The organism is Motiliproteus sp. MSK22-1, assembly GCF_001968815.1.
Lineage (GTDB): Bacteria > Pseudomonadota > Gammaproteobacteria > Pseudomonadales > Balneatricaceae > Motiliproteus.
The window spans coordinates 158,628-180,837 of record NZ_MIEQ01000044.1 but is presented as its reverse complement, the minus strand read 5'-3'; the positions used below and the strand labels follow the sequence as shown (position 1 = coordinate 180,837).

Sequence of the window (22,210 nt, the reverse complement as noted above, 5' to 3'; positions counted from 1 at the left end):
GATGGATAGGGGCACCCCTGCGGGTGCCGCTTTATCTGGTCTTAAGCACAAGAAAACGGAATAGAGTTTGAACGTTCCAGGTAAGTCAAAGCAAATAAAAGCCAATCGATTAAACCGTATTGCGCGGTTACTACACATTTACACATCGATGTTAATGCTGTTGATTATGCTGTTTTTTACTGTCACGGGTTTGACGCTGAATCACCGAGACTGGCTCCCTGATCCTCCGGCTTTGCAGGTACAGGAGTTGCTGTTGCCTGCGGTTCTTCAGGATTCTGAAGCCTGGTATCAGGACCCTCTGTCACAGGCTGTTCATATGCGTGAATGGCTGCGTACAAGTCAGGGAATATATGGCGTTGAAGTCAGTTATGACTGGCAGACCGATGAACAGCTGCTGCTGATCGATATGAAGCGTCCGGGAGGCTATAGCTTGGTAGAAGTACAGCCTGCGACGGGAGTTCTTGTACTGGAAAATCAGGACTATGGTGTCATCGCAATACTTAACGATCTGCATATGGGGCGATACAGCGGAACGGTCTGGCGCGTTTTTATCGATATATCGGCATTGCTGATGTTGTTATTCACATTGACCGGACTTTGGTTGGTACTGCCACAGAAAAAACGCCGACAAAGACTGCTTTATATCAGCGGGCTCGGTATGGCAATCATGGCGACCGGGTATTTGTGGGTACTGAAGGGCTGATTGCATCGCACAGCTAAAAGCTGAATGAGGAAAATAATGAAACTGAAATGGGCGTTATCTGCACTGTTTGGCAGTTGGTTAATGACCGTTGGTGTGCAGGCTGAAACGGTCAATGTAGAGCTGCAACTACCGGTCATCAAGAGTGGGCAGTATAAACGCCCTTATGTGGCGGTATGGGTGGAACGCCAGGGTGATCGCAGAGCGTTCAGTACTTTGGCGATTTGGTATGACGATAAAAAGTGGCTGAAGGATATCCGCCGCTGGTGGCGCAAGGCTGGACGCTATGACAAGGGGGTGGATGCTGTAACCGGTGCAACCCGCCCGCCCGGCAGTTATCGCCTGAGTTGGGATGGTAAGGACAACGAAGGCAGAGCGCTTCTGGGTGACTTTTTACTTTGCCTGGAGGCTGTTCGGGAACATGGAAACCGTACCTTGTTTAAACAAAAGATTCGATTGGGTGACAAGGCCCAACACTACACCATTGCTGCAGGTAAAGAGCTGGGTCTGGTTCATATTAAGGTAGGAGATTAACCGTGAGTATCAAAGGATCTTTTTTTAAGACGGGTATGCTGAAAGCCGCAGCTTTAGGCGGCAGCTTGTTGTTTGCTTCATTGGCGACAATCACTCAGGCGCATCCGCTGTGGATTCTGCCGAGTGACTTTAACTTTTCGGGTGATGAACGTTCCTGGGTTACCTTTGATGTCAGCGCATCTCACAGAGTGTTTGCCTACGATAAAGGGGTTGGTCTGGAAACGGTGCAGATCGTTTCCCCGGATGGGGATCGAAATTATCTGGGTAACTACTTTAAAGGTCACCGTCGTAGCGTATTTGACCTGTTATTGGATCAGAATGGTACCTATAAGGTTTTTGCACAGCGTCCCCGGTTCTATTTTACCAGTTACAAATCCGGTAAACGGGATACCCCCAAGCGAATGATGGCGGATAAGGTTGCTGCACAGCAGAAACTGCCTAAAAATGCCCGCGAAGTGAATACAAAGCTGATTGATCTGTCCAGTGTTGTTTACATTACCCGTAATGCTCCGACGGATAGTGCTTATCAGCCCACAGGCAAGGGGTTGGAACTGAATCCAATTACTCACCCCAATGATATCGTTCAGGGTGAGGAGCTGGTGATTGAGATCTTGCTTAATGGAAAGCCCGCGGCTGGTGTTAACGTTGAAATTACGCCGGGTGGTACTCGTTACCGTGACGAGCGTAATCATATCCAGATAGTGACCGATAAAACCGGTCGAGTGCTTTTTACCCCAGAACAGGCTGGTCCCTGGTTGATATCAGCAAGTCAGTCGATGCCATCCGAATCCCCTCTGGCTGATACGATCGAAGCGATTCGTTATCTCACATTTGAGGTGATAGCGGGATGACCTTCTGCAAAACCTTCTTTCTATTGTTGTTCAGCGGCGCGTTTTTAATGCAAAGCAATGGAGTACTAGCCCATTATCCATTGATGGTTTGCTCGGCTGTCGGGGTGTTGATTAACTGCGAAGTAGGTTTCAGCGATGGCAGCAAGGCCATTGGTAAACCGGTTCGAATATTCGACTACCAGGAGAATTTAATACAAACCCGAAAAGCCGATCGTTTCTCCCGTGTTCAGTTTGAGCGGCCGGAGGGGGAGTTTTATTTACAGTTTGATTCAGGCCATGAATTCCCGGTGGAGGTGGATGTCGGTGAACTCTGAACAGTATATAGAGCCTGTTCGATCCGACAATGGGAGGCAGGAAAGCCGCTGGGTATTGCTGGCTGTATTACTGATCCTGTTCGTGGGTGGTTATGGCGTTACAACCAATCAATCAGTCCCGGCCAAACCTCCGGGTTATTTATTACTGGATGTTAAAGATAAAGCAGTACTTACGGCGTTGCGTAATGCGGGGGATGAGATTCAGTTTCTTGCTCAGGAGGGGAGTCCGTTACCCGAGGTGGCAAGTCTTGCCGCTGAAGGAATACCGCCGTTTAGCGATCATCTATCGGCAACTAGCCGCCATCGGTGGCGGAAACTGGACGGGGCCTGCTATATCGGCACACCTCTGAATGCCAGCAATGGCAGCTCAGTGCAGTTTTTACTGGTGTTGAATACCCGGGTGCTGGTCTATTGGCGTTCTGTTGAACGGTCCCATAAACATTCTCATCAATCTAAGCGTACAACCTCTGCTTGTACGCCAGATGAATACTGGCAGGTGTTACACAATGCGTAGTTATTCTTCTTACAGATCACTTTTCTTTGTGTTGGTTATGGGGTTATCAAGCGTTCAGGTCGGGGCTGCTGAGAGGCTGCGTGTCGGCATTACACTGCACCCTTACTTCAGCTACGTCAGTCAAATCGTAAAAGAGCGTGCTGAGGTTGTGCCATTGGTCGATGCTGGTTTTAATCCGCATAGCTATGAAATGCAGCCCGCAGATCTGAAACGGTTGATGACCATGGATGCGTTGGTGGTTAATGGCATTGGTCATGACGAGTTTGCTTTTCGTGCATTGGATACGCTGCAAAGCCAGCGGGGTAAAAGCGGTGGTGGGCTGAAGGTGATAGAGGCCAACGCTGATGTTCCATTGCTGGGGGTTGCTAATGCTTTGGGAGCCTGGAATCCGCATACCTTCGTATCGATCAGTGCATCCATTAGACAGCTTTACACCATTGCTCGAGAGCTGGGTGAGCTGGACCCGGAAAATGCGCAATTTTATAAAATCAATGCTGTGAAATTTGCGCGTGAATTACGGCGTATGAAGACCAGCTACAGTGCTCGCTTAATGGGATTGGACCTGAGTGGTGTGCGTATTGCCAGTACCCATAATGCTTATGGTTATTTTCTGCAGGAGTTTGGGATCGGTATCGATACCGTGATTGAGCCAGCACATGGTGTGGAGCCCAGTGTCAGTCAGTTGCAACAGACGATAGATCGCATCCGTGCCGCCGATATTCAAATTTTGTTTACCGAGCTTAATATGGATAACCGCTATGTGACAACCATAGAACAGGCCACGGGAATTCGCATTTACCATTTCTCTCATATGACATACGGCGAGTATGACTCTGCTCAGTTTAAGCGAGAGATGGAGGGTAATCTGGAAACATTGATGCAAGCGTTAGAACAGTATCTGAGTCGTCTCAACAAGCTGGCTGATACCGGGGGGAAGTATTAGTGGGGCCTTCGATATCCCTGAATAATGTCAGTCTGACCCTGGCGGGTAACCGGGTTTTGGATCCCATCAGTGTGGAGCTGGCTGCCGGGCAATTACATATGCTGGTTGGACCGAACGGGGCCGGGAAAACTTCATTGTTAAAAAGCCTGTTAGGGTTGATGCCTCACGGGGGGGAGATTAATCGCCATTGGCCAGACCCGAATGGGAAAGGGTTGAATGCTGTAAGGATGCCTGCCTACATTCCACAGCAATCACAATTTGATGTGGTATTGCCGGTGACTATTGAAGATTATATGTCGGCGATAATCAGCCCAAGGCCGTTATTTTTCCGTCAGTCTGCCAAGGTTCGGCATCAGGTTGCTGAATTGTTGGAACAGTTGGGGCTTGGAGATAAAGCTGGGCTGCAGCTGGGGCAGCTCTCTGGTGGCGAACGTCAGCGCTTGATGTTTGCACAGGCGCTTTTTCGCCAATCCTCACTTTGGTTTCTGGATGAGCCTATGACCGGTCTTGATACTGAAGGACAGACGTTGATTACTGACCTGATAGGTCAGTTTCGGGATAAGAGACATACGTTGGTGATGGTGCACCATGATATGGCGTTTGTTCGTCGGCATGCCGATAACGTATTGATAATCAATGCAGGCCTTGAGGCAATGGGTCCACCGCAATTGGTATTGGTAACCGGCACCGGGGTGTCAGAGGTAGCATAATGGAAAGTTTACGGAGTATGCTGTTTGAACTCCAGGCTGGGGGCTATCTGCCGGATATGTTCCAGTACGGTTTTCTGATTAATGGCTTAGTCGCTGCGCTGATGATTGGTCCGTTGTTGGGGGGGATGGGGAGTCTGGTCGTTATCAAACGGTTGGCGTTTTTCTCTGAAGCCGTGGGGCATGCTGCGCTAACCGGCATAGCTATTGGTATTTTACTGGGTGAGCCTGCGTCCCATCCGTTTGCTGCTTTGTTTGGTTTCTGTCTGATCTTTGCATTACTGTTACATTGGGTTAAGTCGCGAACCTCTGTGCCTTACGATGCTCTGGTTGGAGTCTTTCTGGCAGTGGCTATTGCGACGGGGGCAGCTTTGCTGCTGTATGTGGCGCGTAAGGTTAACGTACATATTTTAGAGAACGTGCTGTTTGGCTCTATCCTCACGGTACAGGACAGCGATCTTGCCATTCTGGCGGTCGTTAGCGGTATCTGCATCCTGGCGATGCTGCTGTTTGGCAATAATGCACTGGTTGCCACTCTTAATCCCGAACTGGCGCGGGTCAGTGAAATTCCTGTAAGGCTTTACGACTATATCTTTGTAGTGCTCATCGCGTTGATTACGGTAGCGGCAGTGAAGATAGCCGGGGCTATTCTTGTTGGGGCAATGTTGCTTATTCCGGCAACCACTGCGCGTTTGGTGACTCGTAACGTGATGCAGTTTTTCTGGTGCAATATCCTGATTTCGACCAGTTGCTCTTTGGCCGGTATCCTGCTGCCAATGGCATTCGATCTTCCTGTGCCATCCGGAGCATCTATCGTGTTATTAGCGAGCCTGGGGTTTGTATTGGCCGTTGGTTATAACCGCATGCGTATGTTTATGTAGAAAGGCTTTTGAAATGATACGTATTTTTAAAAACAAACGAATAGGATTGTTATTGCTGGCAGTATGCAGTGATGTGGTGATGGCAGAGGAAAAGATAGCCACAGCTTTGCCGATTGCTCAGGCATTAAGTGAGAGCCTGCTCAATAAAACTACGGTTGAAGCTGTCTACTTGCCGCCTGAGCGGCTACCGGTAAAGCGTATATCCAGTTGGCTGAAAAATAAAAGCCATGAACGTCTTCAGAGTGCGGGCCCCTTTGTGGCGTTGGTAACGGTGGAATCTCTTTGGCCGCGATATGCCCTGTACGGCAAATTGCGTAGACAGGATATTGGCGTGATTCCCATTGATATTGCACGGGAATTGAACGAACCGGGAACCCGCGTGCGAATAAGTGCTGATCCACAGCTACTCGATAGTTACTTTTGGTTAGCGCCGGATAATTTGCAAGTTATGAGTCAGATTCTAGCCCGTGATTTAAGTCGCATTTGGCCTGATCAGGCAGAGCAGATCTTTCTGAATTTGCAACAACTGCAGCAGCAGATACAACTGTTTTCTCTGAGGCTGGAGCAACAATTGATAGATCAGAATGTAACTGCTATCTGCGTCATGAACCTCGAATTAACTCCTTTGGCTGAAGCCATGTTTTTGCCTCTGGAAAACGCTGAACACTGCCCAGAAGAGGCGTTGCGTGTGGGGCGATTATCCCCAAGCCCTGAATTTGTAACTTTGCGTTGGAGTCTTGATCCGGCGGAGAAGCCACTTAACCAGGGGATCGAAGCCTGGTTGAACGGAAACTTTGATCGTTTGCAGCGGGCGTTAGATCCAGAAAATCTTCAAACGAGAATTGACTGATTATTGCCGGGTCCAATGGGAACAAAAAATACGGCTGAATACAGCTGAAGTCGGATGACCGGTAAGCGCTCGACAGTCCAGTTATCATGTCTACCCCCTGATCGGGGACAGACGCTCATTTAACGATCTTAAATGCAGTGGGTTTAATCTCAACTATCGCGCATCGATGGTTTTCTTTCCATCCGGCATCAGACTCCATTGGTTCTGATAGTAGTCTCCTTGCCAGGTGACGGCAGTAATCCATAACTCACTTTTGTTATCTATTTTTCTCGGTATGCTTAGATGCACATGCTTCGCTCCGATTGGGCCATGAATCAGGGTTCCTGGTGCGCGCATTGTGCGAGGTTTACCAACTCGGGCATAGATGAATTTAATTTTGTCCAGAGCTTCTGCGGGGAGCGCCACATTTAGATTAGTCATATTACCGGGGCGTATCGGCGGTAGGTCTTTCTCCAGCAGACCGGCGACTGCATTCATGGATACGGTCCAGGGACCAAGGGTTTGTTCTTGATAGAGAAAACCGCTTCCCTTGGTACCCTGACCACTCAGGGTTAAAGCGATACCTGTTCCTACCGCAATGCCTACAATTGCGATCAGGTTGAGATATTTGAATCCTCCCATTGGGCCGCCCCAAGGACGAATCAGATACCAGCCTTTATACAGTTTAGTCAGTAACGGGCTATGCTGAGCTGCTTTGCGCGCAGCCTTTCGGGTTCGCTTGTAGCTGACGACCAGTCCGCTGACAGCAAGAAATGTCATTGCAGTACCGCCGCAAAAATAGAACAGCTTGACTACCAGGTCTGAAGCTCCGGTCGCCCAGGTACCATAATGCAGTGGTGTCACCGCCATGTCTGTACGTTGCATAAAGGTCAGGTCTTTAACCATAAAGGCATCGACGATTTTACCAGTGTACGGGTTGACAAAAATGCGATGTCCACGCCATTCACTCAGTAATAATTCCCCTGTTGTTCCCACAACTTCGTATGGGTCGGCGCTATGCTCAGGGGGATTGATAATGTTGATCTGTAGATCGGGGTAGGCGGACTGAACTTGCTGGATAATTTCTGCAACGGGGCGCTTATCGGGCGTTCCTGTAGGTTCCAGCGAATCCAGCTCTTCATAACTGAGCAGCGGTTTCTGTGGGTAAGGCTCAATGATAGAAGGGGCACCAAGATACTTAACAAACGGATCCTGATAAAACCACCAGCTGCCGGTGATACCTATGATGAGCACTATCCATAAGCTCCATAATCCGACCAGCTTGTGTAAATCTCCCAGAAATACCCGCAGGTTTGCTGTACGTGGCGGCTTAAAGAAGTAGCGCCAGAATTTGGGGAAGGTCATTAATCCGGTTATCAATGAGATCAATACCAACAATCCCAGTGCATTCACTAAACTGTTTCCGATCGCCGGTAAAAACAGAGTGGCATGCAGATAACCAATGAACTGGCCTATTGACAGTAAGGCAGTGTCGCCTTTCACTTCACCACTGTAAGGATCAATCCATGCGTGTCGCCAACCGCCGGTGTCATCGATAAAACGTGCGTGGGCATTCAGATGAGGATACTTTTCTCCGCTGCGGAAGAAAAACATGCCGTTGTCGGGGTAAGCTGCCTGGAGCCTATCCAATAATACACCTGAACTTATGCGCTGCTCCTGAACCTCTGCGCGCATTTCATCATAGATCAACCAGTCCAACTCCTGCTGAATAGCTGCAATTGACCCGGTGAAGAGCACCACAATTAGCAACAGAGTCAGTTTTAGACCCATAAAGCTGTGAATCAGGTATGCCAGATAGCGTAGAGAGAGTCTGCGTTTTTTCTTATCACGTGAGCGACTGCGTTGATCTTTCCCAAGGGCTGTATTCATCAATAAATTCCACAAAGTTCAAATTAAAAAAGCCCTGCCGGAAGGGGAGCGACAGGGCTTTGGTCACTGAGGGGTTGAATTAAAACTTATATCGAGCATTCAATGTGGCGTTTAGCTTTTCACCATAGCCACAATCAGCTCCAGAAGAGCGACACCAGGAAATATAGGTTTTGTCTGTCAGGTTTTTTACGTCCAGGGTAAAGTCCCAGTTCCCGACCTCATATCCGACCATGGCATCCACCAGGGTCACACTGGCTATGGCCGGTGAACCTCCCCAGCCAACATTTGAGCCAGTACGACGGACCCCCAGGCCAGCGCGCCAATTGTTACCCAGCAGGTAGCTTCCCCAAACTGAAGTCTGATGCTCTGCCACGTAGGGTAAACGGCCTCCGTTACCATCGTTGGCATCGATTGCAGAATAGTTAAAAAGCACGCTGAGATTATCCCAGTTTTTTCTGGCTTTTAATTCCCAGCCGTCGATTGTTGCTCCGACCTGTTGCAAGCCACCCGGTGTCGTACCGTTGGTTACACGGTTAAGCTGTTCAATATCGAAATGGGCCAGAGTGATGGCTGTGGATTGATCGTCAGACAGGTACTTAATACCGAACTCGACCTGTTCACCTTCGGTTGGATCAAGGGTGCCTCCCTGGCCATCACTGCCTGTATTGGCTTCAAAGGATTCGGAGTAGCTTGCATACGGGGAGATGCCCCCGTTGAATTGGTACATCAATCCAAGATGGCCTGTTGTTGCACGGTTTTTTTTGTCAGCCGAGCCGGACTGTATGGTTTTAACGGTATCATGGCGTGCTGCCATAGATAGGACTACCGGCCCCCAGTTTATATGATCAGCAATATAGAAACCCAGTTGTTCAGTTGTTACCGAAGGCTTGTCCATAGCTGCTGAAACCGCAGCGACATTGCCATATACCGGTTGGTACGCATTAATGGGTGTACCGGCACCGTAGAATGTATTCCAATCATCAATTTCAATGTCTTGACGGTCTATACCCAGTAACAACCGATGGGAAGTAACACCAACATCAAACTGACCGAGGAGGCGTGCGTCCCAGTTCAGCCCCTGTGTGCTTTTGTTATTGGTATGAATGGTACGGCCAATATTACCTTCGGCATCGGGAGCCACGCCGATATTGGCCCAGTGTTCACGCGTGTTGGTTTCTGCATCAACATAGCGAGCGACGGCTGCCAGGCTCCAGGTATCGTTTAAGCGATGTTTTAGCTCGGTGGTCAGGGCTGACTGCTTACGATCATAGGCATCCCAGCCGGGTTCGCCAATATAGGTAGATGGTCCCAGCTGACCCAGAGGGCCTGTCATCAGCGTCCCTTGAGTCGGCAGAAACTGAGCGGTAATACCTCCTTCTCGCTTTTGGTAATTGTAGATAAATGTCATCTCAGTATTATCAGAGGCGCGCCAGCTGAAGGAAGGGTTGAAAACCGTTTCATCATCATCAACATGGTTAACCTGGGTACCGCTGTCACGGGTAAGACCGATAAAGCGGAACAGATACTTACCTTCGGCATCCAGTGCTCCTGTCCAATCTGCCGCCAGTTGCTTACGATTGAACGAACCTGCCTGTAGCCAGATTTCACCGGATTCTTCCTCTTCAGGGCGTTTGCTAACCGCGTTAACAATACCGCCCACTGAACCCTGACCAAAAAGAACTGATGACGGACCTTTCATCACTTCTATCTGTTTCAGTGAATAAATATTTGGTCTCACATTGTTGTAATAGCCGTAGTGTGAGCGTAGACCATCGACATATTTAACCGGATCTACACCACGTACTTTTGTTGAGTCGACACGGGTATCAATACCGAATGCCCCTGCATAAACTCCGCTGGTGTATAGCAGTGCATCCTGAATATTCTTTGCACCGGTTTGCTGAATAAAAGACTCATCTACCACAGACACAGAATAGGGCAGCTCTTCTATGGCGACACCATTTTTACTGATCGTAGCAGGAGCTCCCAGCGGCGGTATTTTCTTTTCGGTTTCATTGCCGATAACAGTGACTTTGTCTACCTCCAGAGTCTTTTCTGTATCGCTTTTGGCTGCCTGAACTATGCTGGTCCCCAGTGATGCTGAGGCAATACATGCGACCATATAAGAATGGCGAAACATCGTTTTCTTCTCCATTGATAAAATCTGCCTCAAACTATACATGATAGTGGTTATCATTTGCATTGGTAAATGATAATTTATTGCGTTATTTCTTTTATTCGCAATGGTGATATTGAAAGTCGTTTCTTATATTCAGTCCACTGAAATTACACTGAGTTCAAAAACCAAAATTTGACTTTTATTACAGTCATCTGCATATTGTCACCAGGTGGTGACAATATGCAGATGACTGCTGGATGATATAGGAATAGAAGGGCGGGAATTAGTTGTGCCGATACTTCGGTACCTTAATCAGGGTAATGGTGGGGCAAGGTGGCGATTGGTTAAAGTAACCGTTGATTAAAGTGAGTGTTAGATCGTGAAACGAGATCGTCAGGAAACAGAGCAACGCCTGCTGATTGCGACAGGACAGGTATTAGCACGGGATGGATTCAGAAAAGTGGGGGTTAACTCCATAGCCAAGCAAGCTGGCGTAGATAAAGTATTGATATACAGATACTTTGACGGTCTTGATGGTTTAGTTAAGCGTTATGCTGCTCAGGGAGATTTCTGGCCAGGCATTGATGAACTGCTGGGAGAAGAGCTGATAGGTAATAAGGCGCAGGCATTTCGTTCTTATCCACTACCTGAGCAGGTTGCTCGAGTTTTCGAAAACTACATAGATGCTATCCGCAGTCGGCCATTAACATTGGAAATTCTCGCCTGGGAGATGGTTGAGCGAAATGAACTGACCGCTCACCTGGAAACGATCAGAGAGAATCTGGGACAACAGCTGATATCTTTGATTGATCCCGGAGAGCTGTCAGACCCGGAGCTGTTTGCTGGAGTGACGGCTTTGATGTCCGCATCCATTCACTATCTAGCAACCCGTGCCCGACATATCCGTATCTACAACGGAATTAACCTGCGGGAAGAAGCGGGCTGGGATCAGATTAAGAGGGCGCTTCGCCATTTAGCCCTAAGCAGCATATAAAACAGCACTTATATAGGTGCGACTAACACAGGTAGGTCGTATCTGAGTTTAGTCAGGATGTCACCATTGAGTGACTTTGTTGAGAATTAACAGGAGAGCCGCTAATGTCTGACAAGAATAATGCTCCTTCCACTATTCCCAGGCGTGGATTTTTGAAAGCTGTGACCCAGTTTGGTGCCGGGGCGCTGATTTTAGTCAGCGGCGGTACAGTATGGAGAGCGGTGGATCAGGATGTATTCAGTCCTTTTGATGGGCCTGCATTTGAACCCTGGGATAACTGGAAGGGTCAGCACTTGAGTGGTCCTATGGCTATGCTGCCTAGTGCTATTCTAGCCTCTAGCCCACACAATACCCAACCCTGGTTGTTCAAAGTCAGTAATAAACAGATTCAGGTATTTGCTGATATTAAACGAAACCTGGGGAGTTTTGATCCGTACTTACGTGAGATGCATATTGGTTTGGGCTGTGCAGTCGAGAATATTATGATTGCGGCTCCCGGGTTTGGTTATCGAGCCCAGGTTGAGTATCAGCGCGCTAAACTGACCAAGGCGTTATCCCGAGCAGGGGTTGTTCCTGTTGCGACAATCGCCTTAGATAAACAGACGTCTGCTGAGAACCCTCTTTTTCTGGAAATACCCAATCGACGTACTTATCGAGGTGAATATCTTCGGGACAGAACCATCGGTAATAATCTGCTGAACCGCTTCAAAGAGGAGGCTCGTTCAGAACAGGTAGAGCTTGTCCTCTTTTCGACGGGTGAAGCGCGACAATTGTTTGATCAGGTCATGATGGATGCCACCCAGCAAATAGTCGCTGACTACCAGATGGTTCATGACAGTGAGGCATGGTTCCGGTTTAAGGCGGATGATATTCAAACGTATCGGGATGGCGTTACCATGGATAGCGTTGGGCTACCTGCACCAATAACCTTGGCTGCAAAAATATTACCCCCCATGTCTGCTGAAAAAGGTCACCAGATCTGGCTTGATACCACCCGGGATACCCATCTTGCAAGTGCGCCACTCACTGCCATGTTAGTGGTAGCCAATCCCTATACTGCTGAGGATAATCTGCGAGCCGGGCGGGTATGGCAGCGGATTCATTTGATGGCCAGCAAAGCCGGACTGTCCATGCACCCGATGAACCAACCGCTGGAGTGGGGTGATCGACTCAGGGAGCTGGACCGGTTATCTGGCAAAGCCGGGGCTGGGTATATGGAGAAACTCAGAAAACTAACTGCAGAATACCAAGGCCAGGCCACATTTTCCTTTCGTATGGGGTGGGCAAAAAACAAGGGAGCGCTGAGCCCCCGCCGGGCACTGGACGATGTACTGCTGAAAGCTTGAGCTGATTTTTAAACAATGGTCAGTTAAATAAGGGAACCTGTGAGCCAATCCGATGGGTCTCAAAAGGTTTGCTGAGAACATAATGGGCTTATTCGAAGGTTTCTAAGGTAATAACATACCCTGGCCAACAGAATCGCAGGTAAAATACTGCGTTTCTATTTTGATATTTTTCTTGTTTATAAAAGCTGTACAGGTTTTGGTATGAGTATACCCGGTTATGAAATCCATCGATGCTATGACGACTGGGGACCCATACGTGTCTTCGAGGATGGCTTACGCCGCTATCTTGCTTTCGGTAAGGATGCTGAGCAAAGCTGTGTCGATTTGCTGAGTCCTGCTACCCTGATATACGAATACACTCAGGCGATGGCTCTGGCATTGCTTTATCAGCCAGCCCCAAAACAGGTTACATTGCTGGGACTGGGTGCCGGCAGTTTAGTTCAGTGTTTACAGGATTATGATCCCGGTTTGGAGCTGAATGTTGTTGAACTCAGGCCTAAAGTTGTCGAGGTTGCGAGAGAGTGGTTTTCACTTGAACTGACCCCTCAATTATCCTTGCACCTTGGGGATGCTGGACTTTACATGGCAAATACCCCTGTTCGCAGCGATCTGATTTTTGCCGATATTTATAATGATGACGGGATGATAGAAACTCAGTTGGATTCTGTATTTCTGGACTGCTGTTACCATAATCTGAGTGATGAGGGGGTGCTGGTGCTTAATCTCTGGGAGGAACATCGAGGCAGCCACCCCATTGCAGCACAACGGATTCGCAAACAGTTTGGCAATCAGTGCATGAGCTGTTCTGTTGAAGATGGCAATATGATTGTTTTTGCCTTCAAGTCTGGCATGCCAGTCAATAACCCAAGGCGATTACAACCTTTAGCCAAGAAGCTGTCCCGTCAGCTTAATGCCCCCGTTCATAAGTTAGTGGGTCGTTTGCAGCCCCTGTAAATAGTATTTGGATGGGTTGTTAAGACAGCTCTTTGACTATGCTGCTATATTATTCATTATCTTTGATTATTTTCTGGGATCTGGCGGAATCAGATAAGATCTGACGGAATCTGATAAGAGTTGATGAGCAATTTAATTCATGATGGAATTCCCGTTCTGCTTCTTTTTCCAGGGAGGCGATAAATATCACGAGAAACGGAAGCGATTGGTTCGCTCGCAATGGATATTCCGGCCTGGTTCAGGAGCATTTGGAGAGGCATTATTTTCCAAAGTAATACCCTAAAAATAAAAACAATAGAAACGTTTGTCTGACCTGTCTTTAAGTTCATCCGGGCTGGCTTGCCAAACAGTAGAGGCGTTGATAATGATGTTTACTGTCCGTAATAAAATCATTCTGCTTGTATTGCTTTTTCTGGTTATGCTTGTAGGGCTGACCTGGAACAGCCTTACCAGTAGCCGCGTACTGAATCAAAACATCCGTAGTATTTCTGAACTTGATATACCGTTGATGCAGGCGGCAAATGATGTCAGTCGATTGCTGCAGGAACAAGCGATGGAATTTGAGCGAGGCAGCAGTGAGGCTACCAGAGCCCGTGATCTCAAGAAGAAAAACTATGGAACGGATCGGATTGATAAATCCAGAGACCGTTTTGTCGAACTGTCCAGTACGACTCAAAATGCACTGATTGCAACATCTGATGTACTTTCACGATTTCCTGACAGTGAATCCAAGCAGCTATTGGCGACTATTCTTCAGCAAATAGATGAGCAACAGCAGATCTATCAAAAAAATTCTCTGGAAACATACAAAAAGTGGACGGCGTTACAGAAAATTTCAGCGCGAAGGTTTTCTAAAAAAGCCCTGGCAGCCAAAGATCAGATAAATACTCTGATGGATCAGCTTGATTTGCAGGTTAAGGAATCATCCAAAGAATCCGTAGATCTGGTTGCTGAGCGGCAGCAAACCGATGATCGATTAATGATTGCAGCAAGCATTACAGCTGTTGTTGCGGGATTGATTGCCGGATTGTTACTGATCCGGGATATTACCAGACCTTTATTACAGGTTGTTGCTCAGGCCAAGCGAATGGCTGAGGGAGATTTACGAGACCATAGTAAGAAGAGTTCTTTTCGAAAGGACGAATTTGGTCAGTTGCAGTTGGCTATGGATCAGCTGACCGCACAGCTACGGAGTGTGATTGATGGCGTGATGGGGTCAACAAATCAGATGGAAGGTGCTGCTGAAGAGTTGGAAATGGTCACTCAGGAGTCAGAAAAGCTGATCCAGGAACAGCAACAGCAAACGGATCATATTGCTCAGTCAATTCATGAAATGAACAGCACGGCGATGCATGCCTCCGAAAGCTGCACGACTGCCTCAACTGCCGCTAAAGATGCCGATGAAGCGGCGCTTTCTGGTCGAGAGGTTGTCCATACGACTATTGATTCGATTAAAGGGCTTTCTGAGGATATTGAGTCTTCTGCTCAGGTAATCGAGCAATTGGAGGCAAACTCCCACAATATATCCAACATCCTCAATGTCATCGCAGGAGTCGCTGAACAAACCAATCTTCTGGCACTTAATGCGGCTATCGAGGCAGCTCGTGCCGGTGACCATGGACGTGGTTTTGCTGTTGTTGCTGATGAGGTCAGGCAGCTGGCAATGAATACGCAAAAAGCGACCCAGGAAATAGAGCAGGTCATTGCACAGTTGCAAAGTGGGGCGCGTCGAGCGACTGAAGTCATGACCCGTAGCAAACAAAATTCATTGGACGTTGTTAAACAAGCAGCAAAAGGTGAATCAGCTTTGGAAGCGATCCATGAAGCGGTCAGCAGAATCAGGGATATGAATACTCAAATATCAGCGACTGCCGAGGAGCAGTCTTCAGTCTCCCAGGAAGTTCAGAATAACGTTGACAGTATTACCAGTATTGCCCAGCGTTCGGCTGACTCCATCCGAAACTCTGCTAAAGCCAGCCATACATTGGATGATCTTGCTCACCGGCTAAGTGAACAGGTCCATTACTTCCGGGTGTGATCCGGCTTACTGAAGAAATATTGAGGTCGGCGAGATGATTCCATCTCGCTTCTTTTCCGACTGACGTAAACCTATCCGGCGAAATAATTACAGAGAACCCCTTTGGGTTACTTCTTATGCTACAGAATATGTAGCATAATGTGGCTTCTTTAGAGGAGGCTCCATGTCTATACCTTTTCCCGGAGTTGCTGTCAGGGGCTCAAAAACCGGCAAGCCTGTAATGGCTCTGCTCGACCTGCTTGGCCGTACATGGTCTTTGGGCATTTTATGGAATCTGAATTCGCAGGCGCTGACATTTCGTGAATTACAGTCCTGTTGTGAACAAATATCTCCATCACTACTGAATACGCGCCTCAAGGAGTTGAGGGCATTGAAGTTGATACGTCATCAGGGGGAGGGCTATTGTCTGACCGAGTTGGGTATTGAACTATTTAACATCATAGAGCCTATGGGAAAATGGTCTGTGAGTTGGGCTGAAGTTGTCAATCAAGGAGATAATGGTGGCGCTTAAATATACCCGGATGCCTTTGAATCGTTATTCAAAAGAACGTAAGGATTCAGACTGGCTTTGTCAGAGATTTGTAGACGAAGCTGCTCGTTTTGTTGTTGTACAATCGGGCAGGAATCTGTTTGATAAGAACTTGCAACCGGTATATCTGGAGCGGCGGGATATAGCTTCGGTAGAACTAAAGAACACGATTTTTCTTGGAATCGGGGATCGCGGCCCCGTGTTTGCGGTAGATTCCGTATTTCTTTCCGAAGCGGAACGGGAATTGGCTGAAACTGAGTATTGTTTTGAGGACTTACGTAAAGTCGGGCCGACATTGACTTTTTCAGATGCGGCTGTTTTGGCCTTTGGCAAAGGGCTTATACACTGGCATAGCACTCATCGATTCTGTGGACGTTGTGGGTGCAAAAACGAAAGCATTGAGGCTGGTCATTCTCGTCTTTGTCAGCGGCAAGAATGTCAGCACAGAACTTTCCCCAGAACTGATCCAGCCGTTATTATGATCGTTGAACACACTTTTGCTGATGGGGTCACACGTTGTTTGCTGGGGAGGCAAAAGTCCTGGCCTGATGGCGTTTATTCGACGCTTGCAGGTTTTGTCGATCCAGGAGAATCGTTGGAAGAAACAGTGGTTCGTGAAGTGAAAGAAGAAGCGGGAATTGATGTTACTGAAGTAAAGTACCTGGCCTCCCAGCCCTGGCCCTTTCCATCATCCATTATGTTAGGTTTTACCGCCAAGGCCTTAAGTGCAGAAATCCAAGTGGATCTTGATGAATTGGATGATGCTAAATGGTTTACCCGAGAGGAACTTAGCCAGCAGGGGGAGTGGGGCGATAAGGGACCGGGCTTCAAAAAAACCCGGTCCGACTCAATTTCAAGATTTTTAGTTGAGAGCTGGCAGGCAGCTGGCTAAACTTTCAGTTAAGGTTGCGAGTCGGCCTGGCACGACGAAGCAGCGGCTATCCTTTTACAGCTGCTGCCCATCGGCCTGAAGGTCTGCGTGGTAGGAAGAGCGGACCATCGGACCGCTGGCAACGTTCTCAAAACCTAACTCGTAACCAGTGCTTTCCAGTTGTTTGAATTCTTCGGGTGTTACATATCGCTCTACGGCAAGGTGGTGTTTGCTGGGTTGGAGGTATTGGCCGATGGTCACCATTTCGACGCCATGCGCGCGAAGATCTTTCATCACTTCAATAATTTCCTCAATCGTTTCTCCCAGCCCAACCATAAGACCCGATTTGGTAACCACTTCAGGATAAAGCTGTTTAAACTGTTTCAGTAAAGTCAGGGACCACTGGTAGTCAGCACCAGGGCGACACTGCTGGTAAAGTCTGGGCACCGTTTCCATGTTGTGATTTAAAACGTTCGGCAGTGCTGTTCCCAATACGTTCAGGGCAATATCCATTTTCCCACGAAAGTCTGGAACCAGTGTCTCGATACGAACCTCCGGTGAACGTTTTCGGATTTCCCTGACGCAGTCAGCAAAATGACCGGCCCCGCCATCTCTCAGATCATCACGATCAACAGAGGTAATGACGGCGTATTTCAGCCCTAACTTACGAATGGTGCGGGCCATATCCTGGGGTTCTTTTTCGTTTAACGGCATTGGCTTACCGTGGGCCACATCACAAAATGGGCAGCGTCTTGTGCAGATTGCTCCCATGATCATAAAAGTGGCTGTTTTTTTACTAAAACACTCGGCGAGATTTGGACAGGAGGCCTGCTCACAAACGGTGTGTAAGCCCTTATCCCGGAGTTCTGCCTTCACTTTTGAGATGTTTTTATTACTTCGAGGGTCGATACGAATCCACTCGGGTTTGCGTAAGCGTTGACGCTCTGGATCTGGCTTGATCTTCAGACGGGACATTTTTGATTCGCCTTTTAGCTGCGTCAATTCTATCAGATCCATTTTTTCCTCCGAGCTTTACTTAAGGTTGGTTACTGCATTGGGTTTTTACATTTCTTGCAGGATACTGCTTTTATTTAGATACTGCTTTTATTTGGGTGCTATTCGGATGGGGGCCGGGGATAAGCATGAGTATCGGTGAATGCTTCCGCCTGCCACAACGAAAGGGAAGTTGTGGCAGGCGGTCGAGCAGCCCAAATTCAGAGTTTCTCACGATTGGCAGCAGTGCGATCAGTTAGTCCAGTCTTTATGTTTAAGACTAACCGGCACCATTAGCTAATAACTATCCATCGATCAACCGCGATAATAGCGTTGAGGTACAAATGGGGTTTTAGCGACATTCATTGGGAGCTGCTTACCACGCACCAGTGCGTAAAGTTCAGTGTCCAGTGCTGCGTATTCGATGCCTACGTAAGCCATAGCAACCGGCGCGTTGGCGCTGGGGCCAAAACTGCCACTGGTAACCACGCCAACCTTTTCGCCTTGAGCATTCACAATGTCACTACCTTCTCGAACGGGAGCACGCCCTTGCCCGAGTAATCCAACTCTTTTGCGTTTTACATCCTTGGTTTGAATCTGGTCAAGAATGATATCTGCTCCGGGAAATCCTCCTGCTCGACTTCCTTCAGCACGACGGTTTTTACTGATAGCCCATAATAAGGAAGCTTCAACGGGAGTTGTTGTGGGATCAATATCATGTCCGTAAAGGCAAAGACCTGCTTCCAGTCGCAGGGAATCACGAGCACCCAGTCCAATGAACTCAACTTCGGCTAAATCCAGCAATAAGGTGGCGATAAACTCCGCCTTGTCTGCCGGTATAGATATTTCGTAACCGTCTTCTCCGGTGTAGCCTGCACGGCCGATAATGCAGTCAACCCCTTCAATAGTGATCAGTTGGGAATCCATAAATAGCATCTTGGCAACTTCCGGAACAATGCGAGATAACGCAGTTGCCGCTTCCGGTCCTTGCAGGGCTAACAAGGCTCTGTCCTCCAGGACTTCTATTTCCACACCTTCACCAAGGTTGGCCTGCATGTGCGCGATGTCCTGCTGTTTGCAGGCTGCGTTAACAACAACAAAAAGATGATCGCCTAAATTGCTGACCATAAGGTCATCCATTACACCACCATTATCGTTAGTAAAGAGGGCGTAACGTTGTTTGCCAGACGGCAGATCAATGATGTCTACAGGAACAAGCTTTTCTAGCGCTGCAGCTGCATTTTCACCTTTTAGCCGAACTTGGCCCATATGTGATACATCGAATAAACCTGCCTGTGAACGAGTATGCAAGTGTTCTTTCTTCACACCCATTGGATATTGCACAGGCATTTCATATCCCGCGAAGGGAACCATCTTTCCGCCCAACTTCACATGGAGGTCATAAAGAGGTGTTTTTGCTAGTGGGTTGTTAGTTGCTTCGGCCATGTGTAACTCCAATGATTCGTTGTTTGATTTCAAAATCAATGTCGCCTGAAAAGGTTGCTGGTAGTGGGCGATGTTATAACCATTCATGATTGGGATTCTGAAGAGACAGATTAATGCTAATCTGCCTCTTCGGATTCCCGTTCAAAGGTATTAAGAGCTTTGCTTTGTTGAAGCTTCAGAGACTTTCTGTGCTTCAATTTTAGCGAAGTATTCTTTCGTTAATTTAAATACGACCGGGCTCAACAGCATCAGAGCGATCAAATTGGGAATTGCCATCATTGCGTTTAGAGTGTCCGCCAGCAACCAAACGAAATCCAGTGAAATCGCTGCACCAGCAGGAACCGCAAGAATCCAGAGGACCCGAAATGGTACGATCACTTTTACGCCAAACAGGTATTCTGCGCAACGTTCACCGTAAAGACTCCATCCCAGGATCGTGGTGAAGGCAAAGACTGCTAAAGAAACGGCAACCAGGTAATTACCTATCCCTGGCAGGGCTGTAGCGAACGCTGCTGAAGTCAAGGCTGCACCAGACTCGCCTCCGGTCCAGGCTCCTGACGTAATAATTACTAAACCAGTAATGGAGCAGATAATGATCGTATCGATAAAGGTACCCAGCATGGCGATAAGCCCCTGGCGGACGGGCTCATTGGTTTGCGCCGCTGCGTGAGCAATAGGAGCGGACCCCAGTCCTGCTTCGTTGGAGAAGACACCTCTAGCGACGCCGAATCGTATGGCCGCCCAAACCGCAGCTCCGGCAAATCCGCCTTCTGCAGCAGCAGGGGAGAACGCATGGGTAAACACCAGGTCCAGAGCCGCTGGAAGTTCTGCCGAGTTAATTGCCAACACGATAAGTCCAGCAATCAGATAAGCGATAGCCATAAACGGAACCAAAGCGCCGGCTACGTTACCGATGCGCTTGATACCGCCGAGTAACACCGCGCCAACGAAAACCATCAGGATCAGGCCGGTTACCCATGTGGATACGCCGAAGTTGCTTTCAATGACGCTGGCTACCGAGTTTGATTGAACGCCATTACCAATGCCGAACCCGGCAATCATGCCGAAGACTGCGAAAGTGGTTCCCAACCAAGCCCATTTTTTGCCAAGGCCATTTTTGATGTAGTACATAGGGCCACCGACGTGGTTGCCCTCTTCGTCTACTTCACGATATTTAACAGCCAGGACTGCTTCAGAATACTTTGTTGCCATACCGACCAAAGCAGTCATCCACATCCAGAATAGCGCTCCCGGGCCTCCCAGAAATACGGCCGTTGCGACACCCGCGATATTGCCAGTACCAATCGTCGCGGAAAGAGATGTCATGAGAGCGTTGAAAGGAGAGATTTCTCCTTCTTTTTGATCTTCTGAAGAAGCAGAGCGTCCTCCGAGAAGTAATTTAAAGCCCGTTCCCAGTTTGAGAATTGGCATCAGTTTCAAACCTACCTGTAAGAAAAATCCCACAGCTAAGATAAAAAACAACATCCATGGACCCCAGACGATTCCATTGATGGTACCGAGTAGCTCAGTGAGCGCTTCCATCGTGTATTACCCTCCACAGGTTTTTAATTGTTTTCCCGCTTTATGAAATACGAAAATTTATCTTGTTCTGGAACAGACCCTCTAAACGTAAATGTTTAGAGAAAATGTCGATCAACCCGGCAGTCAGATCAACAAAGTTTCGTATTGGAAACAAAATACTCAAATTGACTGTATTTGGCAAGGTAAAACTTAGCAAGTAGCATATGAGAAAAACAGAAAACAGCAGGATAAACTCATAACCACATGAATCGAAATGACTTTGTGCAAAGTCAGCAGCATAGGTGTATAAAAGAAAAATTTTCCTATTTGAAAAATTGTGATTGAAAACAGGTTTAAGAGGAAAATAGCGGGAGAAGTGGGGAGATAAAAGGAAAGGGCGCTGAATAGCGCCCTTTCTGTATGGTTATGTTTTTACCGGGGATCCGTCCCGGTCAGTCGTTCAATAGGTTAATACGGGCCAGTGTCTCAAATACTGCTTAGTGCGCCAAAATTTGGCTCAAGAACAGCTGAGTACGCTCAGATTGAGGGTTATCAAAGAATTCATGCGGATTGTTTTCTTCAATAATCTGACCTCCATCCATGAAGATTACTCGATTGGCTACGGTTTTTGCGAAGCCCATTTCGTGGGTTACACAGATCATGGTCATACCCTCATGAGCCAGCTCGATCATAACATCCAGCACTTCCTTGATCATTTCAGGGTCAAGTGCAGATGTGGGCTCATCAAACAGCATCACCTCCGGATTCATGCAGAGACTGCGCGCAATTGCTACCCGCTGTTGCTGACCACCGGAAAGCTGTCCTGGATACTTGTATGCCTGGTCAGGAATCTTAACCCGTTCCAGGTACTTCATTGCTGTAGCTTCAGCATCTTTACGAGGGACTTTTCGTACCCAGATAGGGGCAAGACAGCAGTTTTCCAACACGGTCAGATGAGGAAAAAGGTTAAAGTGCTGAAATACCATGCCGACTTCGCGACGAATAGTCTCGATATTCTTGATGTCATTGGTCAGTTCCGTCTTCCCTACCAGTATTTGTCCCTGCTGATGTTCTTCCAATCGATTCAGACAACGGATCATCGTCGATTTCCCTGACCCGGATGGACCACAGACAACGATTCGCTCACCCTTGCTGACGGAAAGATCAATATCCTTTAGTACGTGAAACTCTCCGTACCATTTGTTTACGCCCTTTAACTGGATCATTATTTCGCTA

At 47.9% G+C, this 22,210-nt stretch carries 21 protein-coding genes; 15 read left to right on the top strand and 6 right to left on the bottom strand.

The features are described 5' to 3' along the window. Positions 1-67: 67 nt before the first annotated feature. Genes BGP75_RS11405 through BGP75_RS11365 form a run of 9 tightly spaced genes read left to right on the top strand, consistent with a single transcriptional unit; the run spans position 68 to position 6,294 of the window. On the top strand, positions 68-703 hold the full coding sequence (locus tag BGP75_RS11405) for a PepSY-associated TM helix domain-containing protein (protein ID WP_083704761.1): 636 nt from the start codon (positions 68-70) through the stop codon (positions 701-703). A 36-nt stretch (positions 704-739) separates the two neighbouring features. After that, on the top strand, positions 740-1,234 hold the full coding sequence (locus BGP75_RS11400; RefSeq protein WP_158070099.1) for a DUF2271 domain-containing protein: 495 nt from the start codon (positions 740-742) through the stop codon (positions 1,232-1,234). Positions 1,235-1,236: 2 nt separating this feature from the next. Beyond that, a complete protein-coding gene (locus BGP75_RS11395; protein WP_083704760.1) occupies positions 1,237-2,085 on the top strand; it encodes a DUF4198 domain-containing protein in 849 nt (282 codons plus the stop codon). Next, positions 2,082-2,399, top strand: a complete 318-nt coding sequence (locus BGP75_RS11390) for a hypothetical protein (RefSeq protein WP_076718738.1) — start codon at positions 2,082-2,084, stop codon at positions 2,397-2,399. The genes BGP75_RS11395 and BGP75_RS11390 overlap by 4 nt, the downstream gene beginning before the upstream one ends. Next, positions 2,389-2,913 (top strand): DUF6162 family protein, encoded by a 525-nt coding sequence (locus tag BGP75_RS11385; RefSeq protein WP_143821042.1) that lies wholly within the window; start codon positions 2,389-2,391, stop codon positions 2,911-2,913. The genes BGP75_RS11390 and BGP75_RS11385 overlap by 11 nt, the downstream gene beginning before the upstream one ends. Then, complete coding sequence (locus BGP75_RS11380) at positions 2,906-3,856, top strand: metal ABC transporter solute-binding protein, Zn/Mn family (protein ID WP_076718736.1); 951 nt, start codon at positions 2,906-2,908, stop codon at positions 3,854-3,856. The genes BGP75_RS11385 and BGP75_RS11380 overlap by 8 nt, the downstream gene beginning before the upstream one ends. Beyond that, entirely contained in the window at positions 3,856-4,566 is a 711-nt protein-coding gene (locus tag BGP75_RS11375) for a metal ABC transporter ATP-binding protein (RefSeq protein ID WP_076718735.1), read from the top strand. The genes BGP75_RS11380 and BGP75_RS11375 overlap by 1 nt, the downstream gene beginning before the upstream one ends. Further along, positions 4,566-5,444 (top strand): metal ABC transporter permease, encoded by an 879-nt coding sequence (locus BGP75_RS11370; protein WP_076718734.1) that lies wholly within the window; start codon positions 4,566-4,568, stop codon positions 5,442-5,444. Before BGP75_RS11375 ends, BGP75_RS11370 begins: the two co-directional genes overlap by 1 nt. A gap of 13 nt (positions 5,445-5,457) precedes the next feature. Beyond that, positions 5,458-6,294 (top strand): hypothetical protein, encoded by an 837-nt coding sequence (locus tag BGP75_RS11365; RefSeq protein WP_076718733.1) that lies wholly within the window; start codon positions 5,458-5,460, stop codon positions 6,292-6,294. Between the two features lie 153 nt (positions 6,295-6,447). Here the strand turns inward: BGP75_RS11365 and BGP75_RS11360 are convergent, their stop codons facing one another. Together BGP75_RS11360 and BGP75_RS11355 are read right to left on the bottom strand one after the other, a co-directional pair. Then, entirely contained in the window at positions 6,448-8,163 is a 1,716-nt protein-coding gene (locus BGP75_RS11360) for a PepSY domain-containing protein (protein ID WP_076718732.1), read from the bottom strand. A gap of 79 nt (positions 8,164-8,242) precedes the next feature. Further along, positions 8,243-10,303 (bottom strand): TonB-dependent siderophore receptor, encoded by a 2,061-nt coding sequence (locus BGP75_RS11355; protein WP_076718731.1) that lies wholly within the window; start codon positions 10,301-10,303, stop codon positions 8,243-8,245. 358 nt (positions 10,304-10,661) lie between these two features. On the opposite strand from BGP75_RS11355, the gene BGP75_RS11350 reads away from it, so the two are divergent. From BGP75_RS11350 to nudC, 6 genes are all read left to right on the top strand, one after another. Continuing rightward, positions 10,662-11,276 carry a TetR/AcrR family transcriptional regulator gene (locus BGP75_RS11350; RefSeq protein ID WP_076718730.1) on the top strand — a complete coding sequence of 205 codons (615 nt, stop codon included), beginning with the start codon at positions 10,662-10,664 and terminating at the stop codon, positions 11,274-11,276. A gap of 104 nt (positions 11,277-11,380) precedes the next feature. Further along, positions 11,381-12,622, top strand: coding sequence for an Acg family FMN-binding oxidoreductase (locus BGP75_RS11345; RefSeq protein ID WP_076718729.1), 1,242 nt, complete (start codon positions 11,381-11,383; stop codon positions 12,620-12,622). Between the two features lie 201 nt (positions 12,623-12,823). Continuing rightward, a complete protein-coding gene (locus BGP75_RS11340) occupies positions 12,824-13,576 on the top strand; it encodes a hypothetical protein (protein WP_076718728.1) in 753 nt (250 codons plus the stop codon). 364 nt (positions 13,577-13,940) lie between these two features. Further along, on the top strand, positions 13,941-15,614 hold the full coding sequence (locus BGP75_RS11335) for a methyl-accepting chemotaxis protein (protein ID WP_083704759.1): 1,674 nt from the start codon (positions 13,941-13,943) through the stop codon (positions 15,612-15,614). A gap of 163 nt (positions 15,615-15,777) precedes the next feature. Continuing rightward, positions 15,778-16,125 (top strand): helix-turn-helix domain-containing protein, encoded by a 348-nt coding sequence (locus BGP75_RS11330; RefSeq protein WP_076718727.1) that lies wholly within the window; start codon positions 15,778-15,780, stop codon positions 16,123-16,125. Further along, complete coding sequence (gene nudC, locus BGP75_RS11325; protein ID WP_076718726.1) at positions 16,112-17,035, top strand: NAD(+) diphosphatase; 924 nt, start codon at positions 16,112-16,114, stop codon at positions 17,033-17,035. The genes BGP75_RS11330 and nudC overlap by 14 nt, the downstream gene beginning before the upstream one ends. A gap of 54 nt (positions 17,036-17,089) precedes the next feature. On the opposite strand, the gene lipA is transcribed toward nudC, so the two are convergent. From lipA to BGP75_RS11305, 4 genes are all read right to left on the bottom strand, one after another. Then, positions 17,090-18,031 carry a lipoyl synthase gene (gene lipA, locus BGP75_RS11320; protein ID WP_076718725.1) on the bottom strand — a complete coding sequence of 314 codons (942 nt, stop codon included), beginning with the start codon at positions 18,029-18,031 and terminating at the stop codon, positions 17,090-17,092. Between the two features lie 291 nt (positions 18,032-18,322). Next, positions 18,323-19,453: a glycine cleavage system aminomethyltransferase GcvT gene (gene gcvT / locus BGP75_RS11315; protein ID WP_076719283.1), complete on the bottom strand. Its 1,131-nt coding sequence runs from the start codon at positions 19,451-19,453 to the stop codon at positions 18,323-18,325. A gap of 150 nt (positions 19,454-19,603) precedes the next feature. Continuing rightward, positions 19,604-20,995: a sodium:alanine symporter family protein gene (locus tag BGP75_RS11310; RefSeq protein WP_076718724.1), complete on the bottom strand. Its 1,392-nt coding sequence runs from the start codon at positions 20,993-20,995 to the stop codon at positions 19,604-19,606. A 476-nt stretch (positions 20,996-21,471) separates the two neighbouring features. Then, entirely contained in the window at positions 21,472-22,200 is a 729-nt protein-coding gene (locus BGP75_RS11305) for an amino acid ABC transporter ATP-binding protein (RefSeq protein WP_143821055.1), read from the bottom strand. Between the last annotated feature and the right edge of the window lie 10 nt (positions 22,201-22,210).

Excerpts from the sequence above, each read along its gene's own strand:
- BGP75_RS11400 (WP_158070099.1), top strand. The coding sequence starts at position 740 with ATGAAACTGAAATGGGCGTTATCTGCACTGTTTGGCAGTTGGTTAATG.
- BGP75_RS11390 (WP_076718738.1), top strand. The coding sequence starts at position 2,082 with ATGACCTTCTGCAAAACCTTCTTTCTATTGTTGTTCAGCGGCGCGTTT.
- BGP75_RS11380 (WP_076718736.1), top strand. The coding sequence starts at position 2,906 with ATGCGTAGTTATTCTTCTTACAGATCACTTTTCTTTGTGTTGGTTATG.
- BGP75_RS11370 (WP_076718734.1), top strand. The coding sequence starts at position 4,566 with ATGGAAAGTTTACGGAGTATGCTGTTTGAACTCCAGGCTGGGGGCTAT.
- BGP75_RS11365 (WP_076718733.1), top strand. The coding sequence starts at position 5,458 with ATGATACGTATTTTTAAAAACAAACGAATAGGATTGTTATTGCTGGCA.
- BGP75_RS11360 (WP_076718732.1), bottom strand. The coding sequence starts at position 8,163 with ATGAATACAGCCCTTGGGAAAGATCAACGCAGTCGCTCACGTGATAAG.
- BGP75_RS11355 (WP_076718731.1), bottom strand. The coding sequence starts at position 10,303 with ATGTTTCGCCATTCTTATATGGTCGCATGTATTGCCTCAGCATCACTG.
- BGP75_RS11345 (WP_076718729.1), top strand. The coding sequence starts at position 11,381 with ATGTCTGACAAGAATAATGCTCCTTCCACTATTCCCAGGCGTGGATTT.
- BGP75_RS11340 (WP_076718728.1), top strand. The coding sequence starts at position 12,824 with ATGAGTATACCCGGTTATGAAATCCATCGATGCTATGACGACTGGGGA.
- BGP75_RS11335 (WP_083704759.1), top strand. The coding sequence starts at position 13,941 with ATGATGTTTACTGTCCGTAATAAAATCATTCTGCTTGTATTGCTTTTT.
- BGP75_RS11330 (WP_076718727.1), top strand. The coding sequence starts at position 15,778 with ATGTCTATACCTTTTCCCGGAGTTGCTGTCAGGGGCTCAAAAACCGGC.
- nudC (WP_076718726.1), top strand. The coding sequence starts at position 16,112 with ATGGTGGCGCTTAAATATACCCGGATGCCTTTGAATCGTTATTCAAAA.
- lipA (WP_076718725.1), bottom strand. The coding sequence starts at position 18,031 with ATGGATCTGATAGAATTGACGCAGCTAAAAGGCGAATCAAAAATGTCC.
- gcvT (WP_076719283.1), bottom strand. The coding sequence starts at position 19,453 with ATGGCCGAAGCAACTAACAACCCACTAGCAAAAACACCTCTTTATGAC.
- BGP75_RS11310 (WP_076718724.1), bottom strand. The coding sequence starts at position 20,995 with ATGGAAGCGCTCACTGAGCTACTCGGTACCATCAATGGAATCGTCTGG.
- BGP75_RS11305 (WP_143821055.1), bottom strand. The coding sequence starts at position 22,200 with ATGATCCAGTTAAAGGGCGTAAACAAATGGTACGGAGAGTTTCACGTA.